This is a genomic window from Pseudomonas sp. LBUM1652 (assembly GCF_059716105.1).
Map to the genome: position 1 here is coordinate 3,096,341 of NZ_CP166804.1, position 17,372 is coordinate 3,113,712.

General features: G+C 58.3%; 12 protein-coding genes. 4 read left to right on the forward strand and 8 right to left on the reverse strand.

All coding sequences use genetic code 11. The features are described 5' to 3' along the window. Positions 1-33 precede the first annotated feature (33 nt). The 5 genes from ACA069_RS14040 to ACA069_RS14060 form a co-directional block, all read right to left on the reverse strand. On the reverse strand, positions 34-957 hold the full coding sequence (locus ACA069_RS14040) for a GNAT family N-acetyltransferase (protein ID WP_489879834.1): 924 nt from the start codon (positions 955-957) through the stop codon (positions 34-36). Then, entirely contained in the window at positions 935-1,972 is a 1,038-nt protein-coding gene (locus ACA069_RS14045) for a phenylacetate--CoA ligase family protein (RefSeq protein ID WP_497618099.1), read from the reverse strand. The genes ACA069_RS14040 and ACA069_RS14045 overlap by 23 nt, the downstream gene beginning before the upstream one ends. Positions 1,973-2,288: 316 nt before the next feature. After that, positions 2,289-4,694 carry an aldehyde dehydrogenase family protein gene (locus tag ACA069_RS14050; protein ID WP_497618101.1) on the reverse strand — a complete coding sequence of 802 codons (2,406 nt, stop codon included), beginning with the start codon at positions 4,692-4,694 and terminating at the stop codon, positions 2,289-2,291. Between the two features lies 1 nt (position 4,695). Then, a complete protein-coding gene (locus tag ACA069_RS14055; RefSeq protein WP_497618103.1) occupies positions 4,696-5,826 on the reverse strand; it encodes a LuxE/PaaK family acyltransferase in 1,131 nt (376 codons plus the stop codon). Between the two features lie 10 nt (positions 5,827-5,836). After that, the gene (locus ACA069_RS14060) at positions 5,837-7,084 is read right to left on the reverse strand and encodes an MFS transporter (protein WP_497618105.1); all 1,248 of its coding nucleotides are present in this window, start codon (positions 7,082-7,084) and stop codon (positions 5,837-5,839) included. An 85-nt stretch (positions 7,085-7,169) separates the two neighbouring features. On the opposite strand from ACA069_RS14060, the gene ACA069_RS14065 reads away from it, so the two are divergent. Together ACA069_RS14065 and ACA069_RS14070 are read left to right on the forward strand one after the other, a co-directional pair. After that, positions 7,170-7,607: a hypothetical protein gene (locus ACA069_RS14065; protein ID WP_497618328.1), complete on the forward strand. Its 438-nt coding sequence runs from the start codon at positions 7,170-7,172 to the stop codon at positions 7,605-7,607. Between the two features lie 58 nt (positions 7,608-7,665). Then, positions 7,666-7,854: a hypothetical protein gene (locus ACA069_RS14070; protein ID WP_187678337.1), complete on the forward strand. Its 189-nt coding sequence runs from the start codon at positions 7,666-7,668 to the stop codon at positions 7,852-7,854. A gap of 18 nt (positions 7,855-7,872) precedes the next feature. Here ACA069_RS14070 and ACA069_RS14075 read toward each other — a convergent pair whose 3' ends face one another. Beyond that, the gene (locus ACA069_RS14075) at positions 7,873-8,250 is read right to left on the reverse strand and encodes a fe2+ zn2+ uptake regulation protein (protein WP_305443491.1); all 378 of its coding nucleotides are present in this window, start codon (positions 8,248-8,250) and stop codon (positions 7,873-7,875) included. Positions 8,251-8,550: 300 nt separating this feature from the next. Here ACA069_RS14075 and pvdQ point away from each other — a divergent pair, with 300 nt between their 5' ends. Beyond that, positions 8,551-10,896, forward strand: a complete 2,346-nt coding sequence (gene pvdQ / locus ACA069_RS14080) for a bifunctional acylase PvdQ (protein WP_497618108.1) — start codon at positions 8,551-8,553, stop codon at positions 10,894-10,896. A 55-nt stretch (positions 10,897-10,951) separates the two neighbouring features. On the opposite strand, the gene ACA069_RS14085 is transcribed toward pvdQ, so the two are convergent. Beyond that, positions 10,952-11,953 carry a FecR family protein gene (locus ACA069_RS14085; RefSeq protein WP_489879841.1) on the reverse strand — a complete coding sequence of 334 codons (1,002 nt, stop codon included), beginning with the start codon at positions 11,951-11,953 and terminating at the stop codon, positions 10,952-10,954. Positions 11,954-12,105: 152 nt separating this feature from the next. On the opposite strand from ACA069_RS14085, the gene ACA069_RS14090 reads away from it, so the two are divergent. Further along, entirely contained in the window at positions 12,106-12,375 is a 270-nt protein-coding gene (locus tag ACA069_RS14090; protein WP_305443496.1) for a PepSY domain-containing protein, read from the forward strand. 56 nt (positions 12,376-12,431) lie between these two features. Here the strand turns inward: ACA069_RS14090 and ACA069_RS14095 are convergent, their stop codons facing one another. After that, positions 12,432-17,303 (reverse strand): dermonecrotic toxin domain-containing protein, encoded by a 4,872-nt coding sequence (locus tag ACA069_RS14095; protein ID WP_497618110.1) that lies wholly within the window; start codon positions 17,301-17,303, stop codon positions 12,432-12,434. Positions 17,304-17,372: the final 69 nt, after the last annotated feature.

Genomic DNA, 17,372 nt, shown 5'->3' on the forward strand with positions numbered 1-17,372 from the left:
AAACGGCCCGGTCGCCAGGAGCGGGCCGTTTTTTCAATGCCAGGTGTCTGCGGTTTGCAGTTGCATCTGATCGTGCAGACGTTGCATGTTCGGGCAGTGCAGCGCCAGCGCACGCGGGTGCATACCCCGATGGAAAAGCGCCAGCCATCCCCCTTCATTTCCGTCAACGGGCGCCAGCCCGGTAAACACAAATCCAATGGCCGCCAGTCTGTCCAGGTCGCGGGCAAAGTGCTGCGACAGCCCGAGCCGGATAGAAATCAACCAGTGCTGCGGCAGTCGCCGTATCTGTTTTAGCAGGCCAGGGTCCAATTCCTTGATTCGCATGTCATGCCGATTGGCGTGTTGTTCAAGTTGAATCGCCGGGCCACGCCATTGAATCATTTGCTCCTGTGTACCGAATACCCGACACAGATGCTGCATGAAGGCCCGGCAACTGGCCGGCCAGGTCTGCCTGGGCAAAGGGCGTTGATAGCCGTCGATGACGCGACAGCCCAGGACAATCGATTCAGGCGCCGGGCTACCGAACGGTGAGGGCACGTAATCCGGCAACAGTCCGGTGTTGTGGAAGCCGAGGGTGGTTGCCATGCGTTGCGTGTACGGATGATGGGTCACCTGTTTGATTGATACGTCGTGACAGCCAAGCGCTTGTGCGTGCGCCAGCAGTTGCTGGCCCAGGCGCGTGGCGATGTTTTGCCCGCGGGTATCAGGATGTACGGCGCTCAATGCCAGTTCGGCGGTGTACGAGTTCGTGTCGCGAAACAACGTGGCGTGGCCGCGAATCTGTTGCCCGACCACGGCGACAAGCGAGTGCCAGCGCTTGTCGGCGTGGTTCTGGCTGATCAGATGCGGCAGGTACACATGGGGCTGCACGTAATGGTCGCCATAGACCTGCCGGAAAAGTTGGCTGACGGCCGTCGCATCGGTTTCGCGATAGTTACGCAGGATCAACTGTTCCATCGGCCAACTCCTTGTCGTTGTGTTCGTAGCGGCGCAGATCCAGCACGCGCAGGCATTTGCCCGAGCGAGGATGGCGTGGCAGATCTTCAAGCGTGCAACAGCGCACTTGCAGATCCATAAGTTGGTCTGCCTGCAGTTGCGTGAACAACGGGTACAACTCGATAAGCCCGGCCTCCAGCCCCAGGTTGACCTCGGCCATGGTGGTGGATTGGGCGGTTGCCACCCATTTGAGGCTCAATACGTCCTTGTGCGCGACCTGTTCTATGACCAGTTGCCAGTCGTCACTGGCGGCGGTGCGTCGGACCAGTTCGGCGAGTTCATCAGGAATCAGCGACAAAATACCCACCCGCACCCTTTGGCTGTTCGCGCTGCGGCCCTTGAGCGCGAATTTGCGCTGCGCAGTGCCGGCGGGCTCGCGCCAGCAGGCACGGTCGCCAACCGGGTAACGAATCAACGGCATCAGGCGCCGGTTGAAGTTGGTGATCACCAACAAGCCAGCGTGATCGCACGCCTCGATCACCTCACCGGACTGTTCGTCGATGATCTCCAGAAGGGCGTGACCGTCATGCATGCGATGCTCGCCGTCGGCACAGTCGCGATGGTTAGCGCCGATGAAGCCGGCATCGACGCTGGCGTAACCGATAGAGCTGATGCGCGCATTGGGAAACGCCCGGTTGAGGAGGTGGCGCTGTGAAGCAAACAGACTTTCTCCACCATAGAGCAGGGTATCAACGCCGGGCAGTGTCTGCCCCCGATGCTTGAGCCAGCTCGCAAAAGTCAGCAAGTGGGCGGGCAAGCCTGCCAGCACATTGATCCGATTCTGCATGATCGCTTCGGCCAGAACGGCCGAATCGACGTCGCCAGTGAATGGAAACTCGGTGATATTTTCAGCCACATTTGCAAGGGAGTCGTGGATGAACAGGAAACTGGCGTAGAGATCACCTGCAAAGAACAGGTTGGCCACTCGGTCACCGGATTTGAATTGCCAATTCAGGCTGCTACCGAACTCACTCACCAACCGGTGCCATTCATCCCGGGTATACACCGAAAGTTTGCCGGCACTGTTTGAACCGCCGGTTTTAAATACCAGTGCCTGTTCTACCGATCCTGTCAGAACCGGCCAATGACTGAGGATCTGACTGTCGCTCCAATATTCAACCGGATCAATCAGGGGTAGTTGTGTGAGCGATGTAATTGTGTCGGAAATATCAGCGAAGTGTTTCCCATAGTAGTGCGAGTGATGACGAGCAAACGTTATCAACTCGTTTACGGAATCAGTTGTTTTCACAGCGTTCTCTTTTTCAATAAAGGGCTAATCGAATTCGTGGTTTTTATTGACGTCGCGAATCAATCAATAACGGTGTTTTGCCGCTGTGTTTGTTTCGCGTGAAGTTTTGCGTGGCGCAGACCTCAACTTCCAGAACCAACAGAGCGGTTTCAATAACGGTCGCCAGCGTCGGGTAATTTGCTAACCGGGCCCGGACTTCCTGTGCGTTGAGCTCGCTACGCAGTTGCATGCGCTCGAGGCCGTCGGGCGCATGATCGAGCAGCAGTTGAAACGGCACTTGCAGGTGCGACGCCAATTCGCTCAATGAAATGAAGTCGGTGCCGATGCGGATCAGCTTGCCGTGGCGTTGCAGCAGTTCGAAGCGCGGTGAGGTCAGTCCGCAGGCGCACGAGCCGGACAACCAGCGTCCGCTGTCACCGACGTCGTACCGCTGAACGTGCTGTCCTTCCCGTGCGATGGAGGTGAACAGCAGTCGGCCGATTTCATCGCCAGCGACGGGGCGATCATCGTCGAACGCGACGATTTCCAGATGCTGGGTGTCGGTCATCAGATGGAACACGCCATCGCCTGTCGCTTGGCAGGCGTGACCGAGTGGGCCGGCGTCGACGCTGCCGTAGATCGCCGAGCGGATGCTGGACACGCCGCAACTGCGCAGCAGTGTCCGGCTCTGTTCGCTCAGGTGCTCGCCGCCGAGATACACCTTGTCGATCCCGCCATAGGCTTGCAGTCGTTGCCGTTCGTTGAGGAACAGGCGGTGCAGAGTACTTGGCATACCCATCAGTACGGTCACGCGCTGATCGACGATCAGTTGGGCGATTTCACGGTAATCATCGTCGGTCGGGGCACCCATGGGCAGGTGCGTGATGTCGAGCAGTTCGAGCACTTTGGCAAAGCTCAGAAAGCCGCCGTACAGCCCGCCACAGAAGAACAGATTCATTACCCGGTCCCGCGATGGGTCGAGGCCTGCGGCGAACAAACCGTCGGCGGTTGCGCGCATCTGTCGCTGGAAATCACGATGGCTGTAACCCGACAACGCCGGTGTACCGCTGCTGCCTCCCGAACGGAAATACAACTGGGCTTGTGCGTTGATCGGCTGGGCGATGAACACTTCTTTGTTCATGATCGGCTGGCCGGGCAGCAACGCGGGCGTTGGCGTGCGGTCGAGGGTGACATGGTTTGCCAGCACTGCGGCAGGCAAGCTGACAGACACGCGCCGGCTGAGCCGTTGCAACGCATAGACGCCATCGTGCGGTTCGCCGTCATAGCCATCGTGGATGCCGTCGATTGGCGCGATACGTGTCACACCGGCAGAAATCAACGTCCGGGCCAGTTCGCCGATGTGCGAGTCGGCGCACAGCAGGGCACAGCTTTGCAGGACATTGCGCCATGGCAGCAGAGAGGCAGTGATCAGCGCTCGGGGCACGGGATGCAGCAGCACACTGCGAAACAATGGCGAAGGACCGAGTTGGCGCTCATGTGCCCAGATCACCCGCCAGCCTGGTGCGCTCCAGACATGGCCGGTTTGATCGGCAAAACTTTGCGCCAGCCGGGACATTTGCATGTGCGTGGTGATTTGCGACGCTTCTTGAGGCGTGGGCAGCAGCGCCGGCCATTGCCCGCTGCGCCGTTCGAAAGCTGCGGCCAGGCGTTCACCGATGTCGCGCAGCACTGCCGGGTCGTCGCTGTCCACCAACAACCATTGCGGGCTTGAGCAGGCCTGCTGATCCAGCCGACAGACTTCATCCGCCACAGCGTCCAGGGCCTGCGGCGTGGCGGCATCGGCTGTCAGGTAGACGAAGCTGATGCGGTGTCCCCAATCGATCCAGCGGCAGCCCGCTGGAATCTGTTGACGAATCGCTTGCAGGGCCGATTCACCGCCCCAGGCCGCGACACCGTTGGCGCGTTGGCACAATCGGCCAATCTGCGCAGTGCCGACCGGCAATACGGCAACGTAACCGGCGAGTTGTCCGCTCGGGTCGCATTGCTGCAAAGCGTCGAGCAGTCGGGCGGTCAGATGCTGATCGCTGCTGCTGGGGCGCAACCAATTGACGTTGCCCGCCAGCAAGCTTTCCAGTACCGCGCAGAATGCCAGCAGCGGCGCGTTACCCGGGGTGATGTGCACCACCAACCCGAGCGGACTCCAGCATTCGAAGCGCGCTTGGCGATAATCGATTCGCCGCAAAGAGTCGGGCTGCGTGCCGAGTTCGCGTTGCAGTTTGACCTGCAATTTTTCCGCGGCGCAGAAGTCGATCAGGCTTTGCCGTTGTTCGGTATCGAGTGCGAACGCGTCGGGGGTGTCGCGCAATTGCTCGGCAAAGCGTGTGGCGGCCGTCACCACGGTGCTGCTTTCAAGCGGCGTACTCAGGTGCTGCGCAAGATCCTGTTGCAGGCATTCAAGTGCGTCTTCGAAGTTGCAGGTGTCGTGCAGATGCCCATTTATCAAATACATCTCAGTGCCCCCCCAGCAATTCGGCTGCCGCCATCGCGCAGCTTCTGCCCGCCGTTGTACCGGCGCGGCCATGCAGTTCGAACCAATCGTTGGCCAGTCCACAGCCGCAACTCGCGCCGGGGTGTAGCGTGGCCAGGTCACTCATCACGACGGCATGCGCAGGGCTGGACGAGATGTAGGGTGAGACAAAACTCAGCAAACCTTTTTGACCGTAGGGCAGTAGGGATAGATCTGCCGGATTGCGAACAAATACCTTCGAATAGACCGGGACATGGAAATGGTGCCGAGTACATTCGATGTAAGGCACGGCGTGCTCGACGGCGCCGTAGCCATCGCGACAACGGGACGTTTCAATGCCCAATTGCCGGTGGATGCGGGCATAGAGCTGCTGTCTGGGGATCTCGTCGGCGGCCTGGGTTTTCCAGCCACCACCGAAGAAGGCCAGCGAGTCTGCGGGCAATTGAATATTGCCCACGCCGGTGTCCTGCATGCGTTGCAGGGTTTGCCAGAGAAAGGCCGGAAAGCCGAGGATGCGCACCGGCAGACCTTCTTCGGCGAACGACTGCAAGGCCTCGATTACGCCGAACACGTCGAATTGATGGCCGTTACCATTGTTGCGCAGGGCGTAGACCACGCGATGGGGAGGGGCGAAACGACACAGAAACTGATCGGTGAACGAGGTCCCCAAGGTGATGCGACCTTGCGGCTCATAACTGAGCAGCAGGTAGTTGCACGGCGTGTCCGGGGTGTCCCAGCCGTAGTGACGGAAAATCTGCGCGACCATGAATTGGGCGGCGGCCAGGCTGCGCTCGTCATAGCGCATGCGACTTTTCTGGCCGCTGGTGCCGGAGGACGTCAATTCCAGAGCGTCTTCACCAACGCTGCTGAGCAGCAGTTTTTGTTTGAAGTAGTTGGCAAATATCGGCGGCAGGCGTGACCAGTCATCGAGACTCTGCAGATCGTGCGCGTCGAGTCCATTCGCATTCAACCAATGTTCGTAGCCGGGTGTGTGCTGGCAGTGAAACCGGCTGATTTCGGTCATGGCCTGGTTGAACAGGTCAGGCGGCACCGAATCCGCGCAATAGGGGTGTGTCAACGCGCAGAGCGCGTCACTTGAGGGTAAGTGGATCATCAATATTCCTTTATCGAATTGGACCGGAGGCGGTTTTTGCGCCATGCAAGAAGCCGTGCAGCAAGGGCAGGCACAACAGGCCGCTGAGCGCGGCACACAGGGCGAATAATTCAAGGCGAGTGCCACCGCCGATGGCGGCAATGATTGAGCCGCCGATGCCCATCACGGCAATCGAGATCATGCCGATCATGGCCGAGACCAGACCTTTGCTGTCGTCCGTGCTGAACAACGCCAGGCGATACAGCGCGGCATTGCTGATGCCCAGTCCCACGGCGTATAGCGCCAGACCGGCCACCACTGGCGCCAGGCCAGCGCCGAGCAACGCGCAGCCCATCAGCGCCAGCAGGCCCAGGCAGAGCGGCCAAAGCGCCAGTCGAATCAAGCGGGGTAGCGTGTGAGTGACCAGCAAGCGGTCGAGGATCAGATTCCCGGCAATCACGGCTGAGAAGATCGGGATTTGCCACAGGCCGTATTGCAGGGATGTCAGGCCCGACACCTGGATCAGCAGCAACGGTGACAGCCCGATCCAGGCGATCAGCGGTAAGCTCATCAGGCCCAGCGCGAGGCTTGCGCCAAGGAACCTGCGATTGCCGAGCAGGGCAAGGTAGCGCTGTCGCGTCTGAGCAACGGAGAAAGGGCGCGACGCTGGTTGGCACCCATCCCGGCGCACAACGCCTACGGTCTCCGGCATCCAGGCGTACAGCCCCACCCAGACGGCACCCGCTATCAAGCCCAGACCCAGAAACAATTCGCGCCAGGTCAACCATTCCAGCAGCAGGCTGCCGAGTAACGGGCCAAGTAACGGTGACAGCAGCGCGACATTGCCGAGCAGAGCCATCAGGCGCACGGCATCCGCCTCGCAGAATACTTCTTGGAGCGCCGGATAACTGACCGCCACGACAAAACCCAGGCCCATGCCTTGTACAAGACGCAGCAGATTGAACGCTTCAATGCTGTTGGTGATGAATGCCGCTGTACAGGAGGCTGCGAACAGCGCGCAGCCGCAAAGCAATACCGGCCGTCGACCCCATTGGTCCGACAGCGGACCGATCAGCCATTGCAGGCAGACTCCTCCCAAAAGATAAAGATTGAACGCGTAGGGAACATGATGGGCATCCGCTTGTAATTCTGCGGTGACGTTCAACATGGCCGGCATAATCAAGTCGCTGGCCATATAGGTCAGTAGTTCAAAAACGGTAAGCGCCAGACAAAAGCCGATCAATTGTCTGGGGCCGATTTTTATTAATGTTCTGTGCATGGACATCCCTGTTTAAAGTCTCGAAAGAGTTGCCAGAGACTAGGTGCAGATGTTCGCGTCGCCTAACGCTTTGCTGAGACATTAAATGTCCAATGCTTTCAGGTTGTTTAATGGATCCAATATTTCCGTAGTGCCGGAAGTTGCCGGAAGTTGCCGGCGGTTGGCAAGTTCCGAGGCAAAAAAATGCCCGCGAAGTGGCGGGCATTGTTTTCAAGTTGATCGGGGTTGTGGCGTTCCTGCCCGGTACATTTTTGACCGGGCGGGCGGGGTGAGTTGTGCTGTTCTAGCGGTGTTGATAATAGCCAGGGCCTCCCTGGTAAAAACGATGATGATCGCCATGCCCACCGCCGTGGGGGAAGATGATGCAACCACTCAGGGTCAGCAGGGCGAGAACGGGAATCAGCCAGGTGATTCGACGCAGCATTTGAAAGTTCCTCATGGTAATGCCGTCATGAAGCCAAAACTCTTCATCGGCTGTAACATGAGACCCCGATTGCTGCGGCGCATCCCCGTAAAACGGTAAGTGCATGGCATGCAAGCGGATACAAACCGGATACATTCCAAAGTTTCAGGAAACCGCAATGACCCAGAAGCAACGCTTGATTTATTCGATTCTGATCGCCGTGTCTGTGCTGGCGATCATGCTCGGCCTGTCCTGGCTGCAAAACGCCGGGAAGATCGATGAAAAGACGTTCCAGTACATCGCCATTGGCGTGGCAGTGGTCGTGGTGATTATCAACGGCGTGATGCGCCGCAAGGTCAAACCCTGACGGCGATCGCCAAGCGCTTCAATCGTTGTTGAGGACGGCAGCAGCCTGTGGATGCAGGCTGTAGCTCTTGTCCGCATTGAAGGTGATCACCCCCTCGGCGCACAAACGTTTGAGCACTTCGCGCACACTGAGGAAGGACAGCGGAATATCCAGGTCCAGCAATTGGCTGTGGACGCCGCGCACGCCCAGGCGACGGTCGCTTTGCGCCGCAACCAGCAGGGCATCGATGACTTTCAGACGAATCAGGCTGGTGCGCAGCCCGAAACTTTTCAGCAGCAGGCGGATGCGTTCGTTGCCGTGACGCTCGACGCGTTGCCCGAAATCGCTCGCGTGGGGGCTCATGGAAGCTCCTTTTGGGGCCTGGCTACCGTCCGTTGGTAGTTGCGAGTTGTACATGCGATTACTCCTTTTCAGAGCCTGATCGGGAAAGGTTTTTGTGAACTCTCTAAACAAGACGTATCAGCTCGACAAATCATGAAAGAAAAAATGTAGAAAATTTGTCGGAAATTCGTCTTTTGCTTGTAATCACTGCCTTAGCGCCCTGCGGCGGGCTAAATTTTTTTTCTTCGGCTTCGTTCTCAGGACAGGCTCATTGCGCGTGGACGCGTGGGTGTTTCCAGAGTGGGTCCGCTGCCGGGCATGTTTTTCCCGCGGCAACGCCAGATCCGCTCTTCGGTATTTCGATCAGGAGCGAGCGTGATTATTTCCAGGCAATTAACCGGAGTGACCCTAGCCGGTATGTTTTTCGGGCTGAGCCTGTCCGCTCAGGCGTTCAGCCCGGCCGTCGATACCAGTGCACAGATCCGCCGTACCGGTTTTGGTGTGCCGCATATCCGCGCTCAAGATGAACGCGGTCTTGGTTTCGGCATCGGTTATGCCTATGCGCAGGACAACCTGTGTCTGTTGGCCAACGAGATCGTCACGGTCAACGGCCAGCGTTCACGCTATTTCGGCCCGGATCAATTCACCGTCGAGCAGCGCGAAAACCGCGTCAGCGATGTGTTCTTTACCTGGCTAAACACCCCTGAGGCGGTCAAAACGTTCTGGCAGGCACAGCCTGCCCAGGTGCGTGATCTGGTCGAGGGTTATGCCGCCGGCTACAACCACTACCTTGCCGAACGCCGACCGCAAGGCTTGCCGCAACAATGTCAGGGCGAGTGGGTGCGTGACATAGCGCCTGAAGATCTGGTGAAGCTGACCCGTCGCCTGTTGGTCGAAGGCGGTGTCGGCCAGTTTGCCGAAGCGCTGGCGGGTGCCACACCGCCACAGGCGACGGCGCAGGTTGAGCACGATGCACACGCCTACCAGATGGCGGACGCCCGCCAGCAGCGCTTTGCCCTCGATCGTGGCAGCAACGCCGTGGCGGTGGGCAGTGAGCGTTCGTTCAATGGTCGCGGGATGCTGTTGGCCAACCCGCATTTTCCGTGGGTCGGCGGTATGCGCTTCTATCAAATGCACCTGACCATTCCCGGCAAACTGGATGTCATGGGGGCTGCCTTGCCGGGCCTGCCGATGATCAACATCGGCTTCAACCAGCACCTGGCCTGGACCCACACGGTCGATTCCTCCAAGCACTTCACCTTGTATCGCCTGCAACTCGACCCAAAAGACCCGACGCGATATTTGCTTGATGGCCAATCACTGCCGCTGAGCAAGCAGACGGTGACTGTGCAGGTCAAACAGGCCGACGGGCAGGTGGTACCGATCACGCGCGACATCTACAGCTCGAAATTCGGGCCGATTGTGCAATGGCCGGGCAAACTCGACTGGGACAATCAGTTCGCCTACAGCCTGCGTGATGCCAACCTCGATAACGATCGCGTGCTGAAGCAGTGGTATGCAATGAATCAGGCCGCCACGCTCCAGGATTTGCAGGATTCGGTGCACAAGATTCAAGGCATTCCGTGGGTCAATACGCTCGCCGTGGATGACAAGGGTCAGACGCTGTACATGAGCCTGTCGGTGGTGCCGAACGTCAGTAATGAAAAACTGGCCAAGTGCAGCGACCCGCGCGCCGGTACGCGGATGATCGTGCTGGACGGCTCCCACAGCGGCTGTGCCTGGGACATCGACCCGCAAGCCGCGCAGAAGGGCATTTATGCTTCCAGCCAATTGCCGCAATTGCTGCGCAAAGATTTCGTCCAGCACTCCAACGATTCCGCGTGGCTGGCCAACCCGGCGCAACCGCTCACCGGCTTCTCGCCACTGATCAGTCAGGAAGGGCAGCCTTTGGGTCTGCGTTCCCGGTTTGCCCTGGATCGCCTGGCTGGCCTGAGCAAGAAAGGTTCGGTGGCGGTGAAGGATCTGCAGCAGATGGTGATGGACGATCAGGTTTATCTGGCGAGCCAGGTCGTGCCGGATCTGCTGAAGTTCTGCGCAGCGGATCTCGGCGCCGACGCGCAAGCACTGAAGCCGGTCTGTGCCAGCCTGAAGGCGTGGGACGGGCGGGCCAATCTGGATTCGGGTCTGGGTCTGGTGCATTTCCGGAACATCATGCAAACGTTGCAAGAGTCAGCGGATATCTGGCGCGTTGCCTTCGATCCACAAGATGCGCAACACACACCGCGCGGTCTGGCTGTCGAGCAGCCAGCGGTGGCCAGGCAATTGCGCGCAGCAATGCTGGCGTCGGCCGAACTGGCAGGCAAGATGGGCCTCACGCCGCAAACCCGTTGGGGGGATATCCAGGTGGTCAGCAGCGGCGGGCAGCAGACGCCGATTCATGGCGGGCCGGGCACTTTGGGGATCTACAACGCGATCCAGAGCGTGCCACGCGAGGACGGCAAACTTGAGGTGGTCAGCGGCACCAGTTACCTGCAAGTGGTGACGTTCGATGACAAAGGGCCGCACGCACAAGGGTTGCTGGCGTTCTCATTGTCCAGCGATCCGGCATCGAAGTATTCGCGCGATCAGACCGAGGCATTTTCGAAGAAACAGTGGAGTGTGCTGCCGTTTACCGAACAGCAGATCAAGGCCGATCCGCAGTATCAAGTACAGACCATTCGTGAGGCGGCGGACAAGGCGGGGACAGTCGCCGCGCAGTAAACACGGCATGACCTGAGACACAATTGAAGGCCGCATCCCGAAAGGGGCGCGGCCTTCAGTTTTTTGGCGGTTGTTGCGGCATCGGATTGATCACCGGGTTGCCTTCCTTGTTGCGTGTCAGGTAGACGGGCAAGACTTTTGGCAGGGAGTTGGCCAAGTTGTTCAGCTCTTTGATGTTGTAGATGCCGCCCACCCGAATCAAACCGGTACTGTTGTCAGCCAGCATCAACGGCTTGTCCAGGTAACGGTTGATCAGCGGCAGGGCATCATTGAGCGCCAGATTGTCCAGCACCAGTTTGCCATTGCGCCAGGCCAGCGCAGTGTCGTTGGCGTAGGTCTGGCTGATCTGCGGTATGTAGTCGCCGTGTCTGTAACGCGCCTGCATGGCTGGCCCCAGACTCAACCCATCGCCCGGCAAAGCGGTATTACTTTTCACCAGCACCGAACCTTCGATCAGGTTCACCCGCACTTGATCCTCATACATCCAGACGTTGAACCGCGTGCCGGTGACGCGGATCTTGCCTTCACCCGCACGGACGACAAACGGGTGCGCCATGTCGTGACTGACGTTAAAGAACGCTTCACCCTTTTTCAGCGTGACCCGGCGTTCGTCCTTGTAGTTGCTGAAGGTCAGATCAGTGTTCAGGTTGAGTTCGAGTTGGCTGCCGTCGTTCAAGGTGACCTGGCGCACATTGTCGGTGGCCGAGAAGTGCTGATAGCTGTTGGGCACCCAGCCGAGGTTCCAGCCTGTATAAGCGGCCAGCGGCAATGCCAGCGCGCAGACACCTGCGGCGATCGCGTATTGGCGCCACGCGCGCGAAGGCTGGCGAATCGGCACAGCGAGCGTCGGTTCCGGCCGAGGCAAGTGCTCGGCAACGTCCCAGATTTCCAGCATGGCTTCATACTCGAACGCATGCAGGGGATGCGCATCGTGCCATTGTTCGAATGCGCGACGCTCTTCGTCCGTGCAGTCGACAGCATGCAGACGCATGCACCAGTGCGCGGCGGCATCGGTGATCGCATCGTATTCGGCTTCCGAGAGAGTGTCTTGGGTCATTGACTCGTCCTGATTTCGCGCATTCTAACCTTGCCGGGAAGTCACCGAGAACAACCGTCATGGCATTTGCCCATCAAAGTGGAACTTATTTTTCGCTCAGGCGCCCAAAAAACAGGACGCCAATGACCACTATCCACAAATGGAGTGAAAAAATGATCAAGAAGACTTTCGCCGCCCTGATTGCTACAGCCACTTTGCTGACTGCGGGTGCAGCGCTGGCGGACAAGCCGGGGGCTGGCTGGATTACCATCGAAAAAGCCATCGAAACAGCCAAGACCAAGGCCGGTTACGTGGAGATTTACAAGATCGAGGCGGATAACGATGGCTACTGGGAGGGCGAAGGACGTAAAGCGGACGGCGTCGTCTATGAGTTCCGTATCGACGGTGCGTCGGGCAATGTGTTACGTGACCAGAAAGACTGAGTTGCGTACTTGACTGAATGCGCAGGCTTAACCGCCTGCGCTTTTTTTTGCGTGTTTCAGGGCTGTGGCACCGGATCCAGTTGCCGGCCCATCTCACAGATCAGCCGGGCGATGGAATCTGCGTTGCGCAGAATCACATCGATGCGCACATCCGCTGAGTTCTGATCAAGAAACGCATTGCGTGCTTCGTTCATGGTTGGGCTGGATGTCAGGGTAAGTATCGATTTGCTGAGGTCCTCAGCCCCCGGGATCTTGTCCAGACTGACGTACGAGCCTTTCTTTTTACTCCAGCGCGCAAACAGTTCGTCGCGGGGCGTCGCGAGTGACAGTGCCTGGGCCTGGAACGTTTCCAGTTCGTGTTTCATGGCCAATCCGTACAACGTGAAGGTCGTTATCAGATCGTGAAAAGGGCGACGCGACTCCAACGTGGCGAAATCTTCGGCCTTGGAATATTGATGAGCGAACTCGTGGATCAATATCGCAGCTTGAGCATGGCCATCAATGTCGAAAGGTTGCCCCAGTATCGATTTATACGAATCCAGTTGTTGGTTGAAAAAGTTTTCGGTGAAATGAACCATTTTGCGGTCGTCGTTGCTCAGCACGAACGCAATGATCGATGAAAAGAATGTATTGGAGCCGACTACGAAGCGATCGGTGTTCATCAGGTCATCGTCGGGATCCACTAACGCCTGGCAAATGGGCACAATCGCTTGGTTGAGTTTGCGCAACAACCCGGTATCAACTTGCGTGACGCCAAAAAACACCCTGAGGAATCCGTCCAGGCGGGTACCGGGAACATTAGCTTTCAACTGGGCCAGGTTATGCAGGCAATTGAATGCATAAAAGCGCGCAAGATCGACAGCGTGCTGAATGACTTGCGCCTTTTGCGGATGATCGCGCCGTATCTGCGCCATGCCAATCGCTTCGATGTTCAACATTGTCCTGCGATCCATCTCCACGGCATAACGCTTTTGCAGTTTGGAGATCGCTTTGCCGTAGTGCACTGCATGACGATCGGGCGCCAGCAAGAGACGCGACCCCGTTAGCCTTAATGACGGACCGGGCTGTTGATCGTTGACGATCTGCCAGACTGCGCCCGGTTGTTCGACACGATGGACCTTGCCGGCAATGGCGGTGTAGGTGTGTTTGCTGGTCGGATCCTCGTAAGTGCCGTTCTTCGTGTCCCGTTTGAGATCCTCGAGTGCTACAGCCGATGTTTCAAATGGCTGTAACTCGGTGCGCAGGGGTGAGGTTGTCCGGATCTGCGACCAGGTGGGGGCGACCACTTCGGGCGGGTTCGTCGTCGTGTCGGCGACGTCGCTGCTACCTTCGGGTCTGATTGGGGGGGTACTCGGTATTTCGGCTGTCGTTTGCGCAGGCGGTTCGATACTGGCCTGCGTTGCCGCAGAGTCTTCGATCGCCAGGCGCCCCAGAGTGATCATTTGCAGGCCACCGGCGATAAACGATTTCAGGGCTTGCGTCCAGTGATGATCCTGCAGATTTTCCGCCGAGTCCTTGAAGTCTTTGTAAGCCTGCCAAAGAAACGTTACGTACGAGAGTTTGCCCGGCAGCAGGCCCGAAATCAGGCTGGCGCCATGGCTGAACAGTTTTTTCGCCGCGTCCCAATCGGCTTGGGCGGTGCTTTTGGACTGGCAACTCAACAGTTGCGGCAGTAGCTTGAGATTGTCGCTAAAGAACCTGTGTAAAAGATTGCCGGTGATGGTGTTGCCCGACAGCGTCATCTCGCTGACTTGGCCGGCGCTTGATTGCAACAGCCCCCGAAACACCGATTGCTGTGTCTGCGGCAGGCGGCGAATCACCAGATCCTGAAAAGTGCCCGGTGTGTTCACTGCCGCGATCAGGCTTGCCTCGTCGGCGAATTCACGCAGCAGTTGTTCCGCATAAGGTACATAGACGACCCGCGGCCCGGTATGGCCGCTGCCCGGTCCAATGACGTACACGCCCAACGCTTCCACGGCTGCTGCGCCTGCGGTTTTGACCAATGACAACGGATACACAAGCGCATGGGCACCTTCAACAGTGGTGCGCGCTATGCCATCCGGTATGTCCAACACCTGGCAGAGGTAGTCGAAGGCGCTGCCGGAGAGTTGTTGTTGCAGTTTCAATCCATGGGCATGTTGCAGCAGTTGCCAGGGGATCTGGCGAATGAAGCGCTGTTTGCGCTCTTTGGCCTCAGGGTGGCCATCGGTGAGTGCGTCCGTTATCGATTTGGCGAAGGTTGTGGGGATGTCCAGCGACAGCAACAATTGCCTGACCGTCGCTTGGTCCAGACCGTCCGGGAGCTGTTTGAGGGTTTTCGAGGCGACTGTGAAACCGGTGCCTTGGGCAATGTTGATATGATTCAGCGCAAACTCGGTGAGGGGGCGGGCAGGCCCGGCCAAAGCCAGATTGGGCGTGATTTCGATGTCTTGCGGTTCCAGTTTGCTGTCTTTGAATCGAGTGTCGAGCAGTGACTTCAACGTTCGATTGACGTAGTCGTCGAGCGAAGGCATGCCGCTGAGGTAGTCCTTGTGGTCGACCACGCTGTGACGCCATTGCTCAAGCAGTTCGAGGTGTATTTGCTGCTCGCCAATGGGTGCCATGCCTAACCAGGCAGGAAGCGCCTGCTGTTGATTGATGGCCTTCGCCAGGTGAATGGTGCGCAGCAGATTGGTATCGATGGCCGTATTGGTCAGAGTGGCCAGCGCTGAAGTCAGTCCGCTTCGGCCTTTGAAGCGCTGACGAAGCTCCTCACACCGTGCAATGAAGTGCTCGATGCCTGATTGCACGAGGTTGTGCAGCACATTGTCTTCGATCAACCGCAAGGCACCCAAGGTGTATTGCTGATGGAATCGGCGTTCTTGTGGAAGCAGATTTTCCAGCAGTGACAGGCGCCCCGCGCTGTCCTTGAGCCTTTGATTCAGCGCCCGTCGCGCTACTGCGATGCTGTTAAACGTTTCCAGTCCCAGCGCGGGCGTCCACACAATCACTCTTCCTGAGTGCAAGTCGTCGAGGCCACCACGTTCGGTCAGCAACACACAGTGGGCTAGCGTCGATGAATCCTGACCGCCGGGAGTGTCCAGTGTGATCGACCAGGCATCGGGCCGAAAACCGTTGAGTGAACGCCGATTGTCGCGGCTGGGCTGATCGGAGTGGAACACGGTATCGACGATCATCTGTTCGGCGGCTTTCAGTGAACCACTGAGCACGCGCAAGGCCGCTTCACCCGTCACCCCGACAAAGAGTGAATGAGCCAGTCGTGATTTCATGTTTTCCAGGTAGCTGCGTTGTGCTTCGACGCGGGTCACGGGCTGGACTTTGAATGAACTGGTGAGCAAGGGCTCGATTTCTTCGCAGGTTCTCGCGACCGCTGCGGCTTTCTGCACCCGCACTTCGGACGGTTGTTGAACACCCGCCAGCACTGGCCGTGTGGTCCAGCGCTCACCGGCATCGAGCTCCAGCAGGCGTTCATGAATCATGGCGCGAATATCCAGAGCCTTGTCGAACATGGCATGGATATCTACGGCTCCGTCGCTGTGACGGAACACTTGCAAGGCATATTCGATGCTCTGTCTCTGTTTGGTGATGATCGCCTCAAACAGCACTTTGAAAATCTCGCCGCCAACGCTTTCTCCGGTCACCTGCGGCCGGTCGAAGCCGATAAAGCGTTTGCGCTCTTCAAGGTCCAGCAACCCATACAGTTCGTCCTCGTGGCCGGGTGCGCGGAACTTGCTCAACACGGTTCTTTTCAGGTCGTTGTAATCGGCTAGCACCTGCAGCCCCATGGTCGGGGTGTAAAGACAAACGTCGGTATGGCTGATCATCAACGAGCCTGCCAGTTCGACAAAGTTGGGTTCGTACTCCCACAGACGCACGGTTTCGATGGTCGGGCGACGGGTTGGCAAGGCCGCGGGGCGAATCATCTGATGCAGGATGGCGAACTGGCTGGCATCGATGACGCCGGTTTCGCGTTTGAGCATCAGCTCGGCGCGTGCCTGATCTTCAAGGGCCTCACCGAAGAATTCACGTCGCGAGGCGCCCGCCCTGGCGGGGGCCTCCCAAAAGCGCTCCATTTCGCCAAACAGCAATATCTTGAGTTTGCCCGATGCCTGTTGCAGAGCGTTTTCCCATATCGCCTGATCGCCTGCGAACGGTGAATGCCTGGGGTTGGAAAACTCATGCAGATGGTCAGTCGGCCAACGTTGATGCCGATAAAGCGTCAGCACCGCATCGCTCAGACTCGTTGAGTCGTGCCAGTGTCTGGCCGCCGCCGGGACACTGTCTTTGATGGGCGCGTCGGTGTAGAAATTGACCCGGGTTTGGGCCTGTTTGATGTGGGGGAAATCGGCCTTCAACAGATCGTCAAGGATCGCCTCCACCAGTGATGTCAGCGAAGGCAATTGTTTCAACTCGGCCAACATGGCCTCGGCGTTCAATTGCTGGCACGCGAGAATGGCGGCCTGCTGATGCTCGAACACATCGCCGTCGATGGTTTCGTACGTCAGCGTGACGCTCCCTTGCTCGACAACCTGTCTGCGCTGGGCCAGCGAGAGAAAGGCCAATGTCTGATCCTGCTCATCAGCGTCCTGCAAGCGCTTCTCAAGTAACGTTTCAAGCGTCGCAAGGCTGTCGTATTTCTTGATGCCGTCGTAAGGGGTGTACAGGATCGCGCCCTTGTCGTCGGGGGTCTCGGTGAGTATGAAACTGCCGGCCAGGGTGATGGCGGTCGCCGGGCCGGCTGCGATACGAATTTTTTGCGCGACCATGGACGGCGATTGCTTGTTGCGCAGCGCCTGTGTGGCCAGTTTTACATGGGCGAGCCAATCGAAATCCTTGCCGTTGAGGTTGTGGGTTTGCCCCAACGCTTTCCACTGGCCGGGAAAATTCAGGGTTTCGGGGAAAAGCAACGGGGCGGCGGGATCGGGCATCTTCGACTCTCGGTAATGGCGCGCTCGGCGCGAGAAAGGAGGGCCAAGACTAGGAGGAGAGGTCGACGC